Origin of the sequence: Actinomadura livida, assembly GCF_014648675.1 — a bacterium.
Lineage (GTDB): Bacteria > Actinomycetota > Actinomycetes > Streptosporangiales > Streptosporangiaceae > Spirillospora > Spirillospora livida.
Window position 1 is genome coordinate 90,690 of record NZ_BMRO01000016.1, and the last position, 17,235, is coordinate 107,924.

Annotated in this window: 16 protein-coding genes; 9 read left to right on the top strand and 7 right to left on the bottom strand. The window is 71.9% G+C overall.

The window, feature by feature from the left end; translation table 11 throughout:
- Positions 1–34: 34 nt before the first annotated feature.
- Positions 35–256 carry a DUF397 domain-containing protein gene (locus IEZ03_RS30930; RefSeq protein ID WP_184889088.1) on the top strand — a complete coding sequence of 74 codons (222 nt, stop codon included), beginning with the start codon at positions 35–37 and terminating at the stop codon, positions 254–256.
- Between the two features lie 247 nt (positions 257–503).
- A complete protein-coding gene (locus IEZ03_RS30935; RefSeq protein ID WP_184889090.1) occupies positions 504–713 on the top strand; it encodes a DUF397 domain-containing protein in 210 nt (69 codons plus the stop codon).
- Positions 714–971: 258 nt separating this feature from the next.
- On the opposite strand, the gene glmS is transcribed toward IEZ03_RS30935, so the two are convergent.
- A complete protein-coding gene (glmS, locus tag IEZ03_RS30940) occupies positions 972–2,816 on the bottom strand; it encodes a glutamine--fructose-6-phosphate transaminase (isomerizing) (protein WP_132048808.1) in 1,845 nt (614 codons plus the stop codon).
- Between the two features lie 122 nt (positions 2,817–2,938).
- On the opposite strand from glmS, the gene coaA reads away from it, so the two are divergent.
- Both coaA and murD read left to right on the top strand, forming a co-directional pair.
- Positions 2,939–3,883 (top strand): type I pantothenate kinase, encoded by a 945-nt coding sequence (coaA, locus tag IEZ03_RS30945; RefSeq protein ID WP_184889092.1) that lies wholly within the window; start codon positions 2,939–2,941, stop codon positions 3,881–3,883.
- Positions 3,884–4,002: 119 nt separating this feature from the next.
- Entirely contained in the window at positions 4,003–5,295 is a 1,293-nt protein-coding gene (murD, locus tag IEZ03_RS30950) for a UDP-N-acetylmuramoyl-L-alanine--D-glutamate ligase (protein ID WP_184889094.1), read from the top strand.
- 46 nt (positions 5,296–5,341) lie between these two features.
- On the opposite strand, the gene IEZ03_RS30955 is transcribed toward murD, so the two are convergent.
- Entirely contained in the window at positions 5,342–6,715 is a 1,374-nt protein-coding gene (locus IEZ03_RS30955) for an alkaline phosphatase PhoX (protein ID WP_184889096.1), read from the bottom strand.
- A 184-nt stretch (positions 6,716–6,899) separates the two neighbouring features.
- Here IEZ03_RS30955 and IEZ03_RS30960 point away from each other — a divergent pair, with 184 nt between their 5' ends.
- Genes IEZ03_RS30960 through IEZ03_RS30970 form a run of 3 tightly spaced genes read left to right on the top strand, consistent with a single transcriptional unit; the run spans position 6,900 to position 10,928 of the window.
- Entirely contained in the window at positions 6,900–9,083 is a 2,184-nt protein-coding gene (locus IEZ03_RS30960; RefSeq protein WP_184889098.1) for an MMPL family transporter, read from the top strand.
- A gap of 5 nt (positions 9,084–9,088) precedes the next feature.
- Complete coding sequence (locus IEZ03_RS30965) at positions 9,089–10,297, top strand: sensor histidine kinase (protein WP_184889100.1); 1,209 nt, start codon at positions 9,089–9,091, stop codon at positions 10,295–10,297.
- Positions 10,287–10,928 carry a response regulator gene (locus IEZ03_RS30970; protein WP_184889102.1) on the top strand — a complete coding sequence of 214 codons (642 nt, stop codon included), beginning with the start codon at positions 10,287–10,289 and terminating at the stop codon, positions 10,926–10,928. Before IEZ03_RS30965 ends, IEZ03_RS30970 begins: the two co-directional genes overlap by 11 nt.
- Before the next feature lie 12 nt (positions 10,929–10,940).
- Here the strand turns inward: IEZ03_RS30970 and IEZ03_RS30975 are convergent, their stop codons facing one another.
- The 4 genes from IEZ03_RS30975 to IEZ03_RS30990 are packed head-to-tail and all read right to left on the bottom strand — an operon-like array spanning position 10,941 to position 14,446.
- Positions 10,941–11,657, bottom strand: coding sequence for an ABC transporter permease (locus IEZ03_RS30975; RefSeq protein WP_184889104.1), 717 nt, complete (start codon positions 11,655–11,657; stop codon positions 10,941–10,943).
- Positions 11,658–11,661: 4 nt separating this feature from the next.
- Positions 11,662–12,576 carry an ABC transporter ATP-binding protein gene (locus tag IEZ03_RS30980; protein WP_184889106.1) on the bottom strand — a complete coding sequence of 305 codons (915 nt, stop codon included), beginning with the start codon at positions 12,574–12,576 and terminating at the stop codon, positions 11,662–11,664.
- Between the two features lie 50 nt (positions 12,577–12,626).
- A complete protein-coding gene (locus IEZ03_RS30985) occupies positions 12,627–13,505 on the bottom strand; it encodes an ABC transporter permease (RefSeq protein WP_184889108.1) in 879 nt (292 codons plus the stop codon).
- Positions 13,502–14,446 carry an ABC transporter ATP-binding protein gene (locus IEZ03_RS30990; RefSeq protein ID WP_184889110.1) on the bottom strand — a complete coding sequence of 315 codons (945 nt, stop codon included), beginning with the start codon at positions 14,444–14,446 and terminating at the stop codon, positions 13,502–13,504. Before IEZ03_RS30990 ends, IEZ03_RS30985 begins: the two co-directional genes overlap by 4 nt.
- A gap of 203 nt (positions 14,447–14,649) precedes the next feature.
- Between IEZ03_RS30990 and IEZ03_RS30995 the strand changes: the two genes are divergently transcribed.
- Positions 14,650–15,318 (top strand): HNH endonuclease family protein, encoded by a 669-nt coding sequence (locus IEZ03_RS30995; RefSeq protein WP_184889113.1) that lies wholly within the window; start codon positions 14,650–14,652, stop codon positions 15,316–15,318.
- A gap of 51 nt (positions 15,319–15,369) precedes the next feature.
- Entirely contained in the window at positions 15,370–15,687 is a 318-nt protein-coding gene (locus tag IEZ03_RS31000; RefSeq protein WP_184889115.1) for a hypothetical protein, read from the top strand.
- Here IEZ03_RS31000 and glmM read toward each other — a convergent pair.
- Positions 15,684–17,027, bottom strand: coding sequence for a phosphoglucosamine mutase (gene glmM / locus IEZ03_RS31005; RefSeq protein ID WP_184889117.1), 1,344 nt, complete (start codon positions 17,025–17,027; stop codon positions 15,684–15,686). The two genes, IEZ03_RS31000 and glmM, sit on opposite strands and share 4 nt — an antisense overlap.
- Positions 17,028–17,235 lie beyond the last annotated feature (208 nt).

A 17,235-nucleotide genomic window follows, 5' to 3' on the forward strand; every position in this document is an offset into this window, starting at 1 on the left:
CGCAAAGGGGCTCAATCCTTGTGAAAGGCACTCGGTGTCCCCTTTCGCCACTCCTGCTCCGCAATGGAGGAGAAGCGCCCACTGCGGGGCGAGTAACACGTGCGTCGAAGTCGCCGCACTGGCCGGTTCGTCCCATTTCATCGGGACGCGCGACGCCAAGCACGGTACGCAGAGCCCGGTCCTGTCATTTTCCCAGGGAGAGTGGCGGGAGTTCGTCGGACGAGCCAAGAAGGGCGAATTCGACGTGCGTCGATGAGACGCGGCGCGCGCCCCGCCGCCGCCCGCTGAGGGCACGGTAGGGCGCCGCGGTGGACGGGCCGGGTCCACGCCGGACTCGGCTCGCTGCCCCTCACAGGCGGAACTCCGGTCCTACCTCGTCACTCCTGGCACCCGCGCATCGCACAGACCGCAGGTGGTCAGGAGTTTTTTGTGATCTTGTTACCTTGTGCTTGGCACCGGCAGCGCAGCCGCGGCCACCCGCTGATCTCAAGGCAGGAGCCGGTATGAGTTCGTTTCCTGAAACGCCGCCCGCCCGCTGGAGAAGGAGCGTCCGGTGCGGCGCGAGCAATGGGTGCGTCGAGGTCGCAGGGCTCGGTGGCGGCGCGGTTTCCGTGCGGGACACCGAGAACACCGCGACGAGCCTGGCGTTCGGCCCGGAGGAATGGCGCAGGTTCACCGAGCGGGCCAAGGCGGGCCGCTACGACCGCCCCTGAAAGAATCCCTGCAACTTACACGCCCACTGAGAATCTCATCGTAAATCGAGAATTGCGCGAATGAGCGATGAACGCGTTCCGCTCCCTGCCCACCGAACGTTTTCACGCCGCGCACCGGAATGCCCGACGAATTTCCATCCGTGATCAGGTCGAGACCATTGTTCGGGCCTCGCGGACGCCCCTCGGAACACGATCCGGGGGCGTCCGCGCCCGGGTGGCCGTGCCACCCGGCCCGCCGGCGGCCTAAGCCGGCTCTGCCTACTCGACGGTGACGGACTTGGCGAGGTTGCGGGGCTGGTCCACGTCGTGGCCCTTGGCGGAGGCCAGCTCGCACGCGAACACCTGCAGCGGGACGGTCGTGACCAGCGGCTGCAGCAGCGTCGGCACGGCCGGGACCCGGATGAGCGTGTCGGCGTACGGCTCGACCGACTCGTCCCCGTCCTCGGCGATCACGATCGTGCGGGCGCCGCGCGCCCGGATCTCCTGGATGTTCGACACGATCTTGTCGTGCAGCACGTCCCGCGCCCGCGGCGGGACCACCACCACGACCGGCAGGCCCTCCTCGATGAGCGCGATCGGGCCGTGCTTCAGCTCGCCCGCGGCGAAGCCCTCCGCGTGCATGTACGCCAGCTCCTTCAGCTTCAGCGCGCCTTCGAGGGCGACGGGGAAGCCCACGTGCCGGCCGAGGAACAGGACGCAGTGCTCGTTCGACAGGGACCGGGCCAGCTCGCGGACCGGCTCCATCGTGTCCAGGACCTTCTCCACCTTGTCCGGCATCAGCTCCAGGAGCTGGACCATGGCGAAGACCTCGTCCCCCCACTTGGTGCCGCGCACCTGCGCTATGTAGAGGGCGATGAGGTAGACGGCGACGAGCTGGGTGAGGAACGCCTTCGTGGACGCGACCGCGATCTCCGGCCCCGCGTGCGTGTACAGGACGCCGTCGCACTCGCGCGGCAGCGTCGAGCCGTTGACGTTGCAGATGCCGAGCAGCTTGGCCTTCTGCTCCCGCGCGTGCCGGACGGCCATCAGCGCGTCCATCGTCTCCCCGGACTGGGAGATCGCGATGACCAGCGTCGTCGGGGACAGGATCGGGTCGCGGTAGCGGAACTCGCTGGCCAGCTCCACCTCGCAGGGCAGGCCCGCCCAGTGCTCGATCGCGTACTTGGCGATCAGCCCGGCGTGGTAGGACGTCCCGCACGCCACGATGATGATCTTGTCGACCTCGCGGAGCTCCTGGTCCGGGATGCGCATCTCGTCCAGGTGGAGCCGCCCGTCGGCGCCGATCCGGCCGAGCAGCGTGTCGGCGACCGCCCGGGGCTGCTCGGCGATCTCCTTGAGCATGAAGTAGTCGTAGCCGCCCTTCTCCGCGGCGGACACGTCCCAGTCGACGTGGTACTCCTTCACCTCGGCGGGCCGCCCGTCGAAGTCGGTGACGGTCACCCCGCTCGCGCGCAGCTCGACGATCTGGTCCTGGCCGAGCTCGATCGCGTCCCGGGTGTGCGCGATGAACGCCGCGACGTCGCTGGCCAGGAAGTTCTCGCCGTCCCCGACCCCGACGACCAGCGGCGAGTTGCGGCGCGCGCCCACCACGAGGTCGGGCGAGCCGGTGTGCACCGCGACGAGCGTGAACGCGCCGTCCAGCCGGCGGCAGACGCGCCGCATCGCGTCGGCGAGGTCCCCGCCCGCCTTCAGCTCGTCCTCCAGCAGGTGCGCGACCGCCTCGGTGTCGGTGTCGGAGCCGAGCCCGTGCCCCGCCTCCTCCAGCTCCGCGCGCAGCTCGGCAAAGTTCTCGATGATCCCGTTGTGGATCACCGCGACGGAGCCGGTGCAGTCGACGTGCGGGTGCGCGTTCCGGTCGTTCGGCGGGCCGTGCGTGGCCCACCGCGTGTGCCCCATGCCGAGCGTCCCGGCGGGCGGCGGCTCCTCCTCCAGCGCGCCCCGGAGGTTCACCAGCTTGCCCGCGCGCTTGGCCGTCGCCAGCTTCCCGTCGGCCAGCACGGCCACCCCGGCCGAGTCGTAGCCGCGGTACTCCAGCCGGGCCAGCCCCTCCACGACCACGTCGAGCGCCTGCCGGCCGCCTACGTACCCCACGATTCCGCACATGGCGGCAACTCTATTCGCTGTCTTCCGCGGGGCCTACCGGGGCGGGACGCCGAACGGTGACGTGAGCGTGGCCGGCCGGTGAAAACCCGGTTATTGGACGAGCCGCCGGTTACTGTTCAGCCATGACGAGCGGATGGGACGCCCCCGTGCCGAACCCGTACGTGGAACTCTCCAGAGACGAGTGGCGGGGGCTGCGCGAGAACACGCCGCTGCCGCTCACGCCCGGCGAACTGGAGGCGCTGCGCGGGCTGAAGGACCCGATCGACATCGCCGAGGTCGAGGAGGTGTACCTGCCGCTCTCCCGGCTGCTGAACCTGTTCTTCCAGTCCGACGGGCGGCTGCGCGACACCGTCAGCGCCTTCCTCGGCGGCGAGGTCCCGCCGACCCCGTTCATCATCGGCGTCGCCGGGAGCGTCGCCGTCGGCAAGTCCACGACGTCGCGGCTGCTGCGGACGCTCCTCGCCCGCTGGCCGGAGCACCCGGCCGTCGAGCTGGTCACCAGCGACAGCTTCCTGTACCCGAACTCGGTGCTGTCCGAGCGGGGTCTCATGGACCGCAAGGGCTTCCCCGAGTCCTACGACCGCCAGGCCCTCGTCCGGTTCGTCTCCGCCATCAAGTCGGGCGTGGACGAGTACGCGATCCCGGTGTACTCGCACCTGGAGTACGACGTCGTGCCGGACGCGACGCAGACCGTCCGGCGTCCCGACATCCTGATCGTCGAGGGGCTGAACGTCCTGCAGGCACCGCCCGCCGGGAGCCTCGGCGTCGCGGACTTCTTCGACTTCTCCATCTACGTGGACGCCCGCGTCGAGGACATCCGGCAGTGGTTCATCGACCGGCTGTTCGCGCTGCGCCGCACCGTGTTCACCGACCCTCGCTCCTACTTCCACAAGTACGCGCACGCGCTGGACGAGGACGAGACCGCCGCGTTCGCCCAGCGCGTCTGGCGGGACGTCAACGAGATCAACCTCGTCTCCAACATCCTGCCGACCCGCTCCCGCGCCACCCTCGTCCTGCACAAGGACCGGGACCACGCCGTCCAGCGCGTCCGCCTGCGCCGCATCTGACCCTGTTACCGGCGCCGCGGCCCGGCGGGGCGTGTCGCGTCTCGGCGCCGGGTGGCGGGCGCCGCTGCAGTACCCTTCGAGCGTTCTGCCTTCCAATGTCCGTGCGGGGGAGTCTCCGGATGCGTATCGCAGTTGTCGGCTATGGCGTCGAGGGACGTGCCGCCGTGGAGTACTGGCGACCGCGCGGCGACATCGTCGTCCACGACCGCAAGGACGTCGAACTCCCCCCCGATGTCGAGGGCCGCACCGGCGCCGACTACCTGCGGGGGCTGGACGAGGCCGACCTCATCGTCCGCGCCCCGGGCGTCCACCCCAGTGCGCTGCCGTCCGGCCCGCAGGTGACCAGCGTCATCGGCGAGTTCCTGGCCGAGTGCCCGGTCCCGGTCATCGGCGTCACCGGCACGCAGGGCAAGGGCACCACCTGCACCGCCATCGCCGCCATCCTCGGGGCGTCGGGCCGCCGCGTCTTCCTCGGCGGCAACATCGGCGTCCCCCCGCTGCAGTTCCTCCCGGAGCTGGCGGACGGGGACGTGGTCGTCCTCGAACTGTCGAACATGCAGCTCATCGACCTGAAGCGCTCCCCGCGCATCGCGGTCGTCCTGCCGGTGACGCCCGACCACCTCAACTGGCACCCCGACATCGAGGAGTACTACGCCGCGAAGACCTCGATCGCCGCGTACCAGGGGCCCGGGGACACCGTCTTCTTCGCCGCGGGCAACCCGGTGGCCGAGCGGGTCGCCGCGGCCGGCGCGGGCCGGAAGGTGCCGTTCGGCGTGCCGGAGGGCGTCCACGCGGCGGACGGCGCGATCCACGACGGCACGACCCGGCTGCTCGACCTCGCCGACAGCCCGCTCCTCGGCGCGCACAACGTCGCCAACCTGACGGCCGCGGTCGCCGCCACGTTCGACCTCCTCGGCCGCGACACCGCGCTCCTGCGCGAGGGGGTGCGCGCCATCAAGCCGCTGCCCCACCGGCTGGAGCCCGCCGGCGAGTCCGGCGGCGTCGCTTACGTCAACGACTCGCTGTCCACGACGCCGGAGACCGCGCGCGCGGCGATGGCCGCCTTCCCCGGGCCGAAGGTCATGATCTTCGGCGGTTCGTCGAAGGGGCTGGCCTTCGAGGCGCTCGCCGAGGCGGTGGCCAAGGAGAACATCCGGGGCATCGTCATCATCGGCGAGGTCGGGCCCCGCATCGCCGCCGCGCTGGACGAGGCGGGCATCACCGGCCACACCGTCGCCGACGGCCCGATGACCGAGGTGGTCGCCAAGGCCGCCGCGATGGCCCGCCCCGGCGACACGGTCCTGCTCTCCCCGGCCTGCGCCAGTTTCGGCGACTTCCGCGACTACGCCGACCGCGGGAACCAGTTCAAGGCCGCCGTCCAGGAGCTCATCGGCCAGGAGCCGACCGGCTAGGGGCCATCAGCCTGGACGGCGGCGCCCGTGCTCCTTCCCCGCGGGTCTAGTGCCGGTTCCAGGGGCCGGTGACGGCGAACGTGGTGCCCGGTTCGTAGACGTTGACGTACATCGTCGTCCGGCCGCCGCCGCAGAACGTCACGCCCGCGAACTCGCCCCACTCGGGCTCGGCCTCGGTGCCGGTGTTCTGCCGGTTCCTGGCCACCGGGTACACCTCGCGGCGGCGGGTCACGCCGTACACGTGCTGCGCGCCGCCGCCGTCCTCGCACACCATCAGCCCGCCCTGCGGCGCCAGGCAGATGTTGTCGGGCGACTCGCCCGGCGTCCGCACGTCGGTGTCCGGCCCGAACACGATCACCAGGGTCAGCCGGCCGGCGCGCGGCTCGTACGACCACACCTGCCCGAAGTGGTCGGCGCCCGACCCCTCCTCCCGGCGCGCGAAGCTCGTCACGAAGTAGACGCGGTCGCCGCCCCAGTAGCAGCCCTCCAGCTTCTGCGCGTGCGTGACGCCGCCGCGCCCGAAGTCCTGGAACCGGATCGGGGTCTCCTTCGCCAGCGGATCGGGCACCCGCTTCCACCGCACGCCGTCGATCACGGTGCCGGGCTGCTGCACCGTCGAGAGGTCCGGGACGCCGGGCACGTGCATCGCCTCCAGCCGCCCGCCGGCGCGCAGGCTCCCGAACCCGCCGCGCGGCCGCCGCGGAAGGAACCGGTAGAACAGCCCGAACGGCCGCTCGAACGCGTCCTCGGTCTCGTACACGGTCCCGTCGCGCGGGTCGACGGCGATCGCCTCGTGCTGGAACCGCCCCATCGCCTCCAGCGGCTCGGGGACGGTGCGGTCCTGCCGGTACGGATCGACCTCGAAGATGAACCCGTGGTCCTTGGTGAAGTCGCCGGTGCCCGCCTTGTCCTCGTTCTCCTCGCAGGTCAGCCAGGTGTTCCACGGGGTGGGGCCGCCCGCGCAGTTCACCGCCGTCCCGGCGATGGCCACCCGCTCGGTGTGGACCCGGCCGCCGTGCCCGACCTCCAGCGCGGTGCATCCGCCGAGCGCCCCCGGGTCGTAGGTGACGCCCTCGACCGGCGGCACCCGGTGCTCGGCGTCCGGGCGGTTCTCGTGGTTGCGGACGAGCCAGGTGCGCCCCCGGCCCGGGAAGGCGGCCATGCCGTCGAAGCTGCTCGGGACCGCCCCCTCTCCCGAGCGGAGCCGCTCCCCCTCGCGGGACAGGACGGTGTACCGGAACCCGCGCGGCAGGTCCAGCACCCCCTTCGGGTCGGGCACCAGCGGCCCGTACCCCGCACGGCCGCCGGCCGCCGCGGCGGCCGCGTCACCGGCGAACAGTTCCTCGACGGCGCCGGTGAAGGCGATCCCCGCCCCCACCGCGCCCGTCCCGGCCAGGAGCCGGCGTCGGGAGACTGACATGGCACACACTCCCCTGGGGTTGACGATCAGGTACCCCACGGCCGTTGTAACACGGGTCACACCGCCGGGATATGGCAGACCCTCACACTCCGGCCTTCGGGGCCGGTGTCCACCGGTCGGTGGACGGAAGGTTCAGCCGGTCGAGGCTCATGCGGGACGGGTGCCGGCGACCAGCCTTGATGGCATGACGAACCTCCCTGTACGCATGGCCCGGTGGAGCGCCGGGCATCCCTGGCGGGCTATCGCCGGCTGGTTCCTGTTCGTGGCGCTGTGCCTCGGCGCCGGGATCTCGCTCGGCGGGAACGCCGCGACGTCCGAGGACTTCCGGATCGGCGAGGCCGGAAGGGCGGAGGCGATGGCCGCCGAGGGCGGGCTGCAGCAGAGACCCGTGGAACGGGTGCTGATCACCGCCGAACCCGGGAGCGGCGCGCTGGACCGGGCGGCGGCCGAGGAGGCCGCCGCGGACGCCGCCGCGCGGATGAGGCGGCTGCCCGAGGTCGCGTCGGTGTCCGCGCCCGTGTCCTCGGCCGACGGGACCGCCGTCCGCGTCGACGTGACCCTGAAGGGACCCGAACTCGAGGGCAGGAAGCACGTCGAGCCGCTGATCGCGCAGACCGCCGCGGTGCAGGCGGCCCACCCCGGGGTCCGGGTCGAGGAGACCGGAAGCCCGTCCATCAGCAGGGGGGTCGAGAAGCTGCGCGGTGAGGATCTGTCGCGCACGGAGATGTTCGCGCTGCCGGTCACGCTGGTCACGCTGCTGGCCGTGTTCGGGTCGGTGTCGCTGGCGGTCGTGCCGCTGCTACTGGCGCTGTCCTCGATCGCGGCGGCGGTCGGCCTGTCGATGGCGGCCTCGCACGTGTTCCCCGACGCGGGGGTCGGCACCAGCGTGATCCTGCTGATCGGTATGGCGGTCGGCGTCGACTACACCCTCTTCTACCTCAAGCGGGAACGGGAGGAACGGGCCCGGTCGGACGGACGGCTCTCCCCCCAGGCCGTGGTGGAGCTGGCGGCCGCGACGTCCGGACGGGCCGTGGTCGTGTCCGGGCTCGCGGTCGCCGTCTCGAGCGCCACGCTCTACCTCGCCGACGACGTCATCTTCTCCTCGATCGCCACCGGCGCGATCATCGTGACGCTGGTCGCCGTGGTCAGCTCCATGACCGTCCTGCCCGGCCTGCTGGTGAAGCTCGGCCAGTGGGTGGAGCGGCGCGCCGAACGCCGTGCCCGGCGCGGCAAGGCCGTCCGGGCACGCAGGTCGAGGGACGGCGGCCGGGTCACCAGGATGATGCTGCGTCCCGTCGCCCGGCGACCCGCCGTGACGCTGGTCGCCGGGGTCCTGGTCATGCTGGCGATGGCCGCGCCGCTGCTGAACCTGAATCTGACCGACATGGGGAAGGAGACCCACCCCCGCGACATCCCGGCCATGCAGACCTATGAGCGGTTGAACGCGGCGTTCCCCGAGCTGAAGTCGATGCACCAGGTGGTCGTGCGCGCCGACGCCGGTGAGGTGGACCGGGTGGCCGGCGCCCTCCGCGACCTCGCCCGGCGCGCCGAGGACGACCCGAGGCTCGCCGGCACCGCGCAGCTGCGCACCTCGCCGGACGGACGCATCAGCCTCCTCGAACTCGCCGTGCCGCACTACGTGAGCGCGGACGAGGCGCAGTCGTCCCTGCGGACGCTCCGCGACGAGCACGTCCCGGCCACGGTCGGGAAGCTGACCGCCGAGACCGCGGTGACCGGGGACGTCGCCCGCTACGCCGACTATCCCGAGCACCAGAAGTCGAAGCTGCCGATGATCATCGGAGCGCTGCTGCTGGCGACGTTCGTAATGACGGTGTGGGCGTTCCGGTCCGTGGCCCTCGGCGCGGTCGGCGTCGTGCTGAACCTGCTGTCGGCGGGCGCGTCCCTCGGACTGCTGACGCTGGTGTTCCAGGGGACGTGGGCGGAGGGCCTGCTCGACTTCACCTCCACCGGCTCCATCGGCTCCCGGGTGCCGCTGTTCCTGCTGGTGATCCTGTTCGGGCTGTCCATGGACTACCAGGTCTTCGTGATCAGCCGGATCCGGGAGGCCGTCCTGCGGGGCGCGCCGACCCGCGAGGCCGTGCTCGGCGGGATCGGCAGCTCGGCGGGCGTGGTGACCAGCGCCGCGTTCGTGATGGTGACGGTGTTCGGCAGCTTCGTCGCGCTCCACATCATGGAGATGAAGCAGATGGGCTTCGCCTTGGCGACGGCCGTCCTGCTGGACGCCGTCGTCATCCGGATCGTGCTCCTGCCGTCGATCATGCTGCTGCTCGGCGAGCGGAGCTGGTGGCCGTCACACCGGAGGCAGGGCACCGCGACCGCCGACACACCGCTGGAAAAAGTAGGCTGACCGGCATGGAGCATGGGCCGCAGCAGTCCGACGAACGGCTCCAGCTCCGGGCGCTCCGCCGCTGGTACGCCGCCTTCTGGGTGCTCCTGGGACTGATCCCGCCCGCCATGGGCGTATGGGACCAGCCGGAATCGACCAGGTCCTCAACGCTGGCACTGCTGTCCGTGCTCATCCTCGGCTACCTGACCACGGGAACGTTCCCCGGGAACCCGGCGGTCCGCCGGTATGTCTTCCTGGGCCTGCTCATCGGCGGCGTCGGCGCCGTCTCCTACCTGATGGACGGCGCCGCATCCCTGCTCATCGTGTCGCTCCCGCACTTCTGGTTCTTCGCGGGAGGCCCGCGGCGCGCGGTCGCCCTCAGCGGCGCCGCCGCCGCGGCCACGGTCGCCGGCAACGCCGTCCGGTCGGCGCCGGACGGGGAGTTCGCCACCGGCAACTCGGTCGCGGCGCTCATCGGGTACGCGGCCGGGGTGTTGTTCGGGCTGTGGATGTACCGGGTCGTGGGAGCCCGCGACGAACGTGCCCGTCTCCTCGCCGCCGACCTGGAACGCACCCAGCGGCAGCTCGCCGAGGCCCAGCGCCGGCAGGGCGCCGCCGAAGAGCGCGAACGGCTCGCCCGGGAGATCCACGACACGCTCGCGCAGGGGTTCGCGTCCATCGTCGTCCTGGCGGAGGCGGCGCGGATCGGCCTCGGCGCCGAGCCGGGCAGGAGCGCCCGGCAGCTCATGTCGATCGAGCGGACGGCGCGGGAGAACCTCGCCGAGGCGCGCGCCCTGGTCGAGTCCGCGTCGCGGGCCGGCCCCGCGCCGCAGGGCGGCCCCCCGCCGTCCGTGGCCCGCACGTTGCGCCGCACCCTCGACCGGTTCGCCGAGGACACGGGTCTCCGCGTCGGCGCCGACCTCCCGGACGTCGAGTGCGACCAGACGACCCGGATCGCGCTGCTGCGCTGCACCCAGGAGTCTCTCGCCAACGTCCGCAGGCACGCCGCCGCGTCCACGGTCGGCGTCGTCCTCGAAGAGCACCCGCACGGCATCGAACTGGAGATCACCGACGACGGCCGGGGATTCGCGGTCGGGGACTCCGGCGGCTTCGGCCTGGAGGGCATGCGGCGACGCCTGGCCGAACTCGGCGGCGAGCTCACCGTCACCAGCTCCCCCGGCGACGGCACCCGCGTCCTCGCCATGATCCCCGCGAAGGCATGGCATGACCGGTGACAGGCTGAGGATCATCGTGGTGGACGACCACACGGTCATGCGCGCGGGACTCGTCGCGCTGCTGGCCTCCGAACCCGCCATCGAGATCGTCGGTGAGGCGGGCGACGGCCGCGAGGCCATCGCCCTGGCCGCGCGCCTGCGGCCCGATGTGGCGCTGCTCGACCTGCGGATGCCCGTCCTGGACGGCGTCGCCGCCACCACCGAGATCGTCGCCGGCCCGGCCGGGACCCGCGTCCTCGTCCTCACCACCTACGACACCGACGCCGAGATCGAGCGCGCGATCGAGGCGGGCGCCATCGGCTACCTGCTCAAGGACACCACCCGCGACGAGCTCGTCGCGGCCATCCACTCCGCCGCCCGCGGCGAGACCGTCCTCGCGCCCCGGGTCGCGGAGAGGCTCGTCGCCCGGATGCGGCGGCCCGCGCAGGTCACGCTGACCGCCCGCGAGGTGGACGTGCTGCGGGCGGTCGCCGACGGGCTGTCCAACGCCGAGATCGGCCGCCGCCTCGTCATCGCCGAGGCGACGGTCAAGACCCACCTTCTCCGCGTCTTCGCGAAACTCGACGTCAGCGACCGCACGCACGCCGTGGTCGTCGCCATGGACCGCGGCCTCCTGCGCCCTCCCCGCTGATCGGGGACCGCGCTACTCGGCGCTGGCGACCGGGAGGGAGCGCAGGCGGAAGGTGGCGAGGAACGTGGCCGCGAGCGCCACCACGACCAGCAGCGTGACCGCCACGGGCAGCCCGACGGTCGAGGTGACCATGGACGCGTCGGTGAGCGCGTCGGCGACCGACAGGGACCACTGCTGGACGGACGCCGACTTGGCGCCCGGCGCGAAGCTGCCGAGGAGGGTCTCCCACACCAGCGCGTACAGCAGGCCGATCGTGACGGCGTTGCGGCTCAGCACGCCGAGGGCGACGAACACCGCGCTGTAGGTGATGCCGCCGACGAGGATGCCGATCGTGAACGCGGGCGTCACCTGTGCGGTGGTCCCGACCAGGACGAGCCCCGCCAGCAGCGTCGGGACGACCGCGAAGATCGTCACCAGCACGATCGCGACGACCAGCTTGGTCACCACGATCACCTCGCGCGGGATCGGCTTGGTCAGCACGTACATGATCTGGCCGTCGTCGATCTCCGGTGCGATGACGCCCGTCCCGGCGATCAGCGCGAGCAGCGGCAGCAGGGTCGCGAGCCCGAAGTTCTGCAGGACGTGCGCCGAGAGGTCCAGGTCGTTGTTGCCGGTCGCGCGCAGGATCACCGAGAGGACCAGCAGGAGGAGCGGCAGGCCCAGCAGGAGCAGCGCGCGCTTGCGCCCGAGCATCGCCCGGAACGTGATCATCGCGATTGTGGGGTTCATCGAATCACCGGGCCACCAGGTAGGAGAAGACGCTTTCCAGGGACTCGTCCGACGGGGAGACCTCCCAGAGGCGCACGTCGGCGTCCCGGGAGACCCGCGGGAGCAGCCAGGTGAAGCGCTGGAAGTCGACGGCCTCGACCTGCAGCCCCTTGTCGGTGAGCTGGACGCTGCGGGCCGAGCCGTCCGCGATGACGGCGGCGGCGAGGCGGCGGTCGTCGGACGAGCGGACGAGGAACACGTGCGGCCGGTCGGTCATCAGCCGCCGGATCTTGCGGAAGTCGCCGGACGCCGCGTGCCGGCCGGCCACGATCACCTCGATGTGGCTGGCGAGCCGCTCCACCTCCTCCAGGATGTGCGAGGAGAACAGGATGGTGCGGCCCTCCTCGGCCATCCGGCGGATGAGGTCCATGAGCTGGAGCCGCTGCCGCGGGTCCATGCCGTTGAACGGCTCGTCCAGCAGCAGGACCGGCGGGTCGTGCACCAGGGCGGACGCCATCTTGATGCGCTGCTTCATGCCCTTGGAGTAGTTGCCGATCGGGCGGCCGGCGGCGTAGTCCATCTCCACCAGGCCGATCGCGCGGCGCGCGGCGGCGGCCGGGTCGGGCAGCTTGTGGAGCTTCGCCATCGCGAGGATGAACTGCTCGCCGGTGAGGAAGTCGTACGCCGACTCCCGCTCCGGGACGAGGCCCAGCTTGCGGTAGGCGCCCGGGTTCTGCCAGATCGGCGTCCCGTCCAGCGTGACGGTGCCGGACGACGGCGCCAGGAACCCGCCCATCATGTGGATGAGCGTCGACTTGCCGGCGCCGTTCGGGCCGAGCAGCCCGGTGACGCCCGGCCCGACCTTCATCGACACGCCGTTGACCGCCACGACGTTGCCGTACCAGCGGGAAACGTTCTCCAGAACCAGCTCGCTACTCATGTTCTCTGCGGGCGGACGACCCCCCGCACCCCCCGATTCGCTCCGCTCAGTCATGAAAGCCCCGCCTTCCGGAAGCGACGGTAGAGAACCGCGATCGAGCCGAGGACTATGGCGACGCACAGGGCGAGCGCGACCACGCCGCCGGTGACGCCGGGCGCGATGCCCACCGAGGACGACTCGGCGCCGAGCAGCCTGACCTGGACGATGTCCACCAGGTTGAACGGGGCGCCCAGCCCGGCCCAGCCCTGGAGGGTGAAGTTCGTCCGCTCCTCGGCGATGCCCTGGACGATCCCGACGATCGTCGTGCTGAGCATGTAGACCGCGATCACCGCGGCGACGCCGAACCCGCGCCGCGGGGTGAACGCCGCGATCACCATCCCGATCGCCGCCAGCACGAGCGCGAACAGCACGCAGCCGACCAGGCCGCCCAGGTACTCCAGGACCTGCTTCCCGGGGTCGGGCGCCTTGGCGACCAGGCCGCCGACGTACAGCAGGGTGACGGGCACCGCCATGAGCGCGAACAGCGCGGTCGCCAGCGCGGCGCTCTTCGCCAGGACGAAGTCGAGGTGGCCGACGGGCCGCGAGAAGTACAGCGGGATGACGTGGAACCGCACCTCCCGCGAGGCCAGCACCGGCGCCTGCGTGGCCAGGAAGATCGCCACGATGACCTGCATGATGTTCGCGTAGGACGCGTACGGGATCAGCGCGTCCTCCTGGTCGGTGAACGCGAAGACCGCGACCGACCCGGCGGCGGGCAGCAGCATGATCGCCGCCAGCAGGAACGGCATGATCTTGGCCCGCGCGGGGCGGCCGAGGCCGAACGCGGCGCGCAGGTTGTGGACGTACAGCGACCGCAGCACGTAGGCGCGCCCGCTGCGGGGCCCGTCGTAGTGGCGGTAGCCGATGTCGTGGATGGTGCTGGTGCTCATCGGGACGCCTCCTGCGGGACGCTTCCGGCCGCGCTCTCCCCCGGCGGCCCGGCGCGGAAGACCTCCTCGATGTGGTGCCGGCGCTGCTCCATCCGGATCAGCCGCAGCCCCAGCTCGGCGACGCCGTCGCGGATCAGGTCGTAGGTCGTCTCGCCGGCGATGTCGACGACGAGGAACCGGCCCTCCGGCTGGACGGACACGCCCCGGTCGAAGAGGTGGCGGCCGAGCTCGTCGCGTCCCTCGTCCACCTCGACGGTGAGGACGCCGCTGGCGGCCGTGTACGCCTCGACGGCCTGCGAGCGCAGCAGCTTCCCGCCGTCGATGATGACGACGTGGTCGCAGACCCGCTCCAGCTCGCCCAGCAGGTGCGACGTGACGAGCACGCTGATCCCGAACTCGGCGCCGATGCGCCGGATCAGGTCGAGCATCTCGTCGCGCCCGGCGGGGTCGAGGCCGTTGGTGGGCTCGTCCAGGAACACGAGCTGCGGGTCGTGGACGAGGGCCTGCGCGAGCTTCACCCGCTGGCGCATCCCGGTGGAGTAGCCGCCGATGGGGCGGTAGCGCTCCTCGTACAGGCCGACGTGCCGGAGCGTGTCGGCGGCGCGTTCGCGGGCCGCGGTCGGGGGGAGCCCGGACATCCGGGCCATGTGCACGACGAACTCGGTCGCGGACACGTCCGGGGGCAGGCACTCGTACTCGGGCATGAACCCGACGCGCTCCCGGATCCGCAGGCCCTCGCGCGCGATGTCGAGGCCCAGCACGGTCGCGGTGCCCGACGTGGGGGGCAGCAGCCCCAGCAGGATCTTGATGAGGGTCGACTTGCCGGCGCCGTTGGCGCCGACCAGCCCGACGACGCCCGGCTCGACGGCCACGGAGAGGTCGTCCAAGGCGGTCACCCGGGCGAACCTCATCGTCAGGCCCTGGGTGGCGATGATCGGCATGAATATGAACCTAGCGGCTGGCCGGGCACGCCACGTCAACCTAAAGGGCGATACGGGGAAGCCTTTCGTCCGCCGCCGGATCGACCTTCGTCAGCCCTGGGTTCTACCCATGGGCGGTTCCCCCTGGGCGGGTGGCCACGGCACCGTTCCATACGGTTTGATCGGTCTCTACATACATATCCATATATGTCGGGCGGTGGGTCATGGTGCGGACGGCTGTGGCGGGCCTGGCGCTCGTCATCCCCCTCGCGGTGGGCTGCGACGCCGGCGTGGGCCTCTCCGAGGGCGGCTCCCCCGCCCCGGGCGCGTCGGACGACAAGCCCGGGGCCGGCGCCGAGAAGCGCGCCCGCACCGCCCTGGGGGAGCTGCGGATCGCGTCCGAGGGCGACGGCGGCGGGTACGAGCGCGACAAGTTCGGGACGCGCTGGAAGGACATCGACCGCAACGGCTGCGACCAGCGCAACGACGTCCTCGACCGCGACCTGTCGGACGTCGGCAAGAAGGGCGGCTGCGTCGTCCTGAGCGGTCGGCTCCGCGACCCCTACAGCGGCAAGCAGATCGACTTCTCCAAGCAGGACGCGGCCGAGGTGCAGATCGACCACATCTACCCGCTCGCGCTGGCCTGGCGGATGGGCGCCTCCCGGTGGAGCGAGGACGAGCGGGAGAAGTTCGCCAACGACCACGACAACCTGCTCGCGGTGTGGGGCGTGCCGAACCGGCAGAAGAGCGACTCCGGCCCCGGCGAATGGAAACCGCAGAAGGGCTACCAGTGCACCTACGCGGTCAAGTACATCGCGGTCGCCGACAAGTACTCGCTCCCCGTGACCCGCGCCGACCACCGAGCCCTTGAGGACTTCCTGGCGCGCTGCTGAGTACCGGGCGTGCTGCTGAGTACCGGGCGCACCCGCCAATATGCTCCTCGCATGAGCGAATCGAACGGAAGAGCCCCGGACACCGCGCACGACGCGGACGACCGTCCCCGCGTCCGGACGGAGCGCGGCGTAGGCGCCCGCGCCACCGGCGCCGAGGTGACGGGCGCGTCCGCCACCGGCCTCACCCTGCGCCTCGGCAACGGCCTCGGCTCCCTGGCCATGGGGTCGATGGCGCTGGGCGCGCTCGCCGTCGGCGCCGTCGCCATCGGCAAGCTCGTCGTCAAGCGCGCGGTCATCGCCCACCTGGAGGCCGGCACGGTCGAGATCAAGCACCTGAAGGTCGGCCGGCTGGAGATCGACGAGCGCTAGCCCAGCGCGGAGCGGACCACCTCGGCGAGGTCCTCGGCGACCTCCTGCGCCTGCTCCTCCGAGGCCGCCTCCACCATGACGCGGACCATCTGCTCGGTACCGCTCGGCCTGATCAGCACCCGGCCCGTCGCGCCGAGCCCGGCCTCGGCGGCGGCGATCGCGGCGGCCAGCTCGGGCGAGGTCTTCGCGCGGTTCTTGTCGACGTCCTTGACGTTGATGAGCACCTGCGGAAGCCGCGTCATCACCTTCGTCAGCTCGTCCAGGGGCCGGCCCCGGCGGGCCATCGCGGCGAGCAGGTGCAGGCCGGTCAGGACGCCGTCGCCCGTCGTGGCGTGGTCGAGCATGATCACGTGGCCGGACTGCTCGCCGCCGAACCCGAAGCCGCCCTCCTTCATCGCCTCCAGGACGTACCGGTCGCCGACCGCGGTCTCCACCACGGTGATCCCCGCCTCCCGCATCGCGAGCTTGAAGCCGAGGTTCGACATCACGGTCGCGACGACGGTGTCGGCGGCCAGCGCGCCCGACTCGCGCAGCTCCAGCGCCAGGATCGCCATGATCTGGTCGCCGTCCACGATCTCGCCGGTCGCGGTCACCGCGAGGCAGCGGTCGGCGTCGCCGTCGTTGGCGATGCCCGCGTCCGCGCCGTGCTCCTTGACCGCCTCGCGCAGCGCCTCCAGGCTCGTGGAGCCGCAGCCGGCGTTGATGTTCAGGCCGTCCGGCGCCGTCCCGATCGTGAACACCTCGGCGCCCGCGCGGCGCAGCGCCTCCGGTGCCACGTCGCTGGACGCGCCGTTCGCGCAGTCGACGACGACGCGCAGGCCGTCCAGCGACACCGGGACCGTGCTCAGCAGGTGCGCCACGTACTGCTCGACCGCGCCGTGCGCCTCCCGGACCCGGCCGACCCCGGCGCCGGTCGGCGGCTCCCACGGCTCGCCGAGCCGCGCCTCTATCCGGTCCTCCAGCTCGTCCGGCAGCTTGTAGCCGCTGCGGTCGAAGAACTTGATGCCGTTGTCGGGGGCGGCGTTGTGCGAGGCCGACAGCATGACGCCGACGTCGGCGTGCAGCTGGTGGGTCAGGTACGCGACGGCGGGCGTCGGCAGGACGCCGAGCCGCAGCACGTCCACCCCGGAACTCGCCAGGCCCGCCACGACGGCCGCCTCCAGGAACTCACCGGAGGCCCGCGGGTCGCGCCCGACCACCGCGAGCGGCCGGTGGCCTTTGAACGCGCCCTCCTCGCCCAGCACCCGCGCCGCGGCGATGGACAGGTCCATGACGAGCGGGGCGGTCAGATCGCGGTTGGCGAGCCCTCGCACGCCGTCGGTCCCGAACAGACGAGCCACAGTCAACTCCCGAGAGGAAACGGAAACCGCGCGGCCCCGGACGGGGACCACGCCCCGATCGCGCCACGCGGTCAAATGTAGTGGGCACGGGTCCGCCGTCCGCCCGCGTCGCGGGAGCGCGCGCGGCCCGGACCGGTTGCGGACGAGTCCTTGAAAAAGCAGACGAGCCGCCGCGCCCACCGGCCCCGCGGGGGCCAGGAGGTGCGGC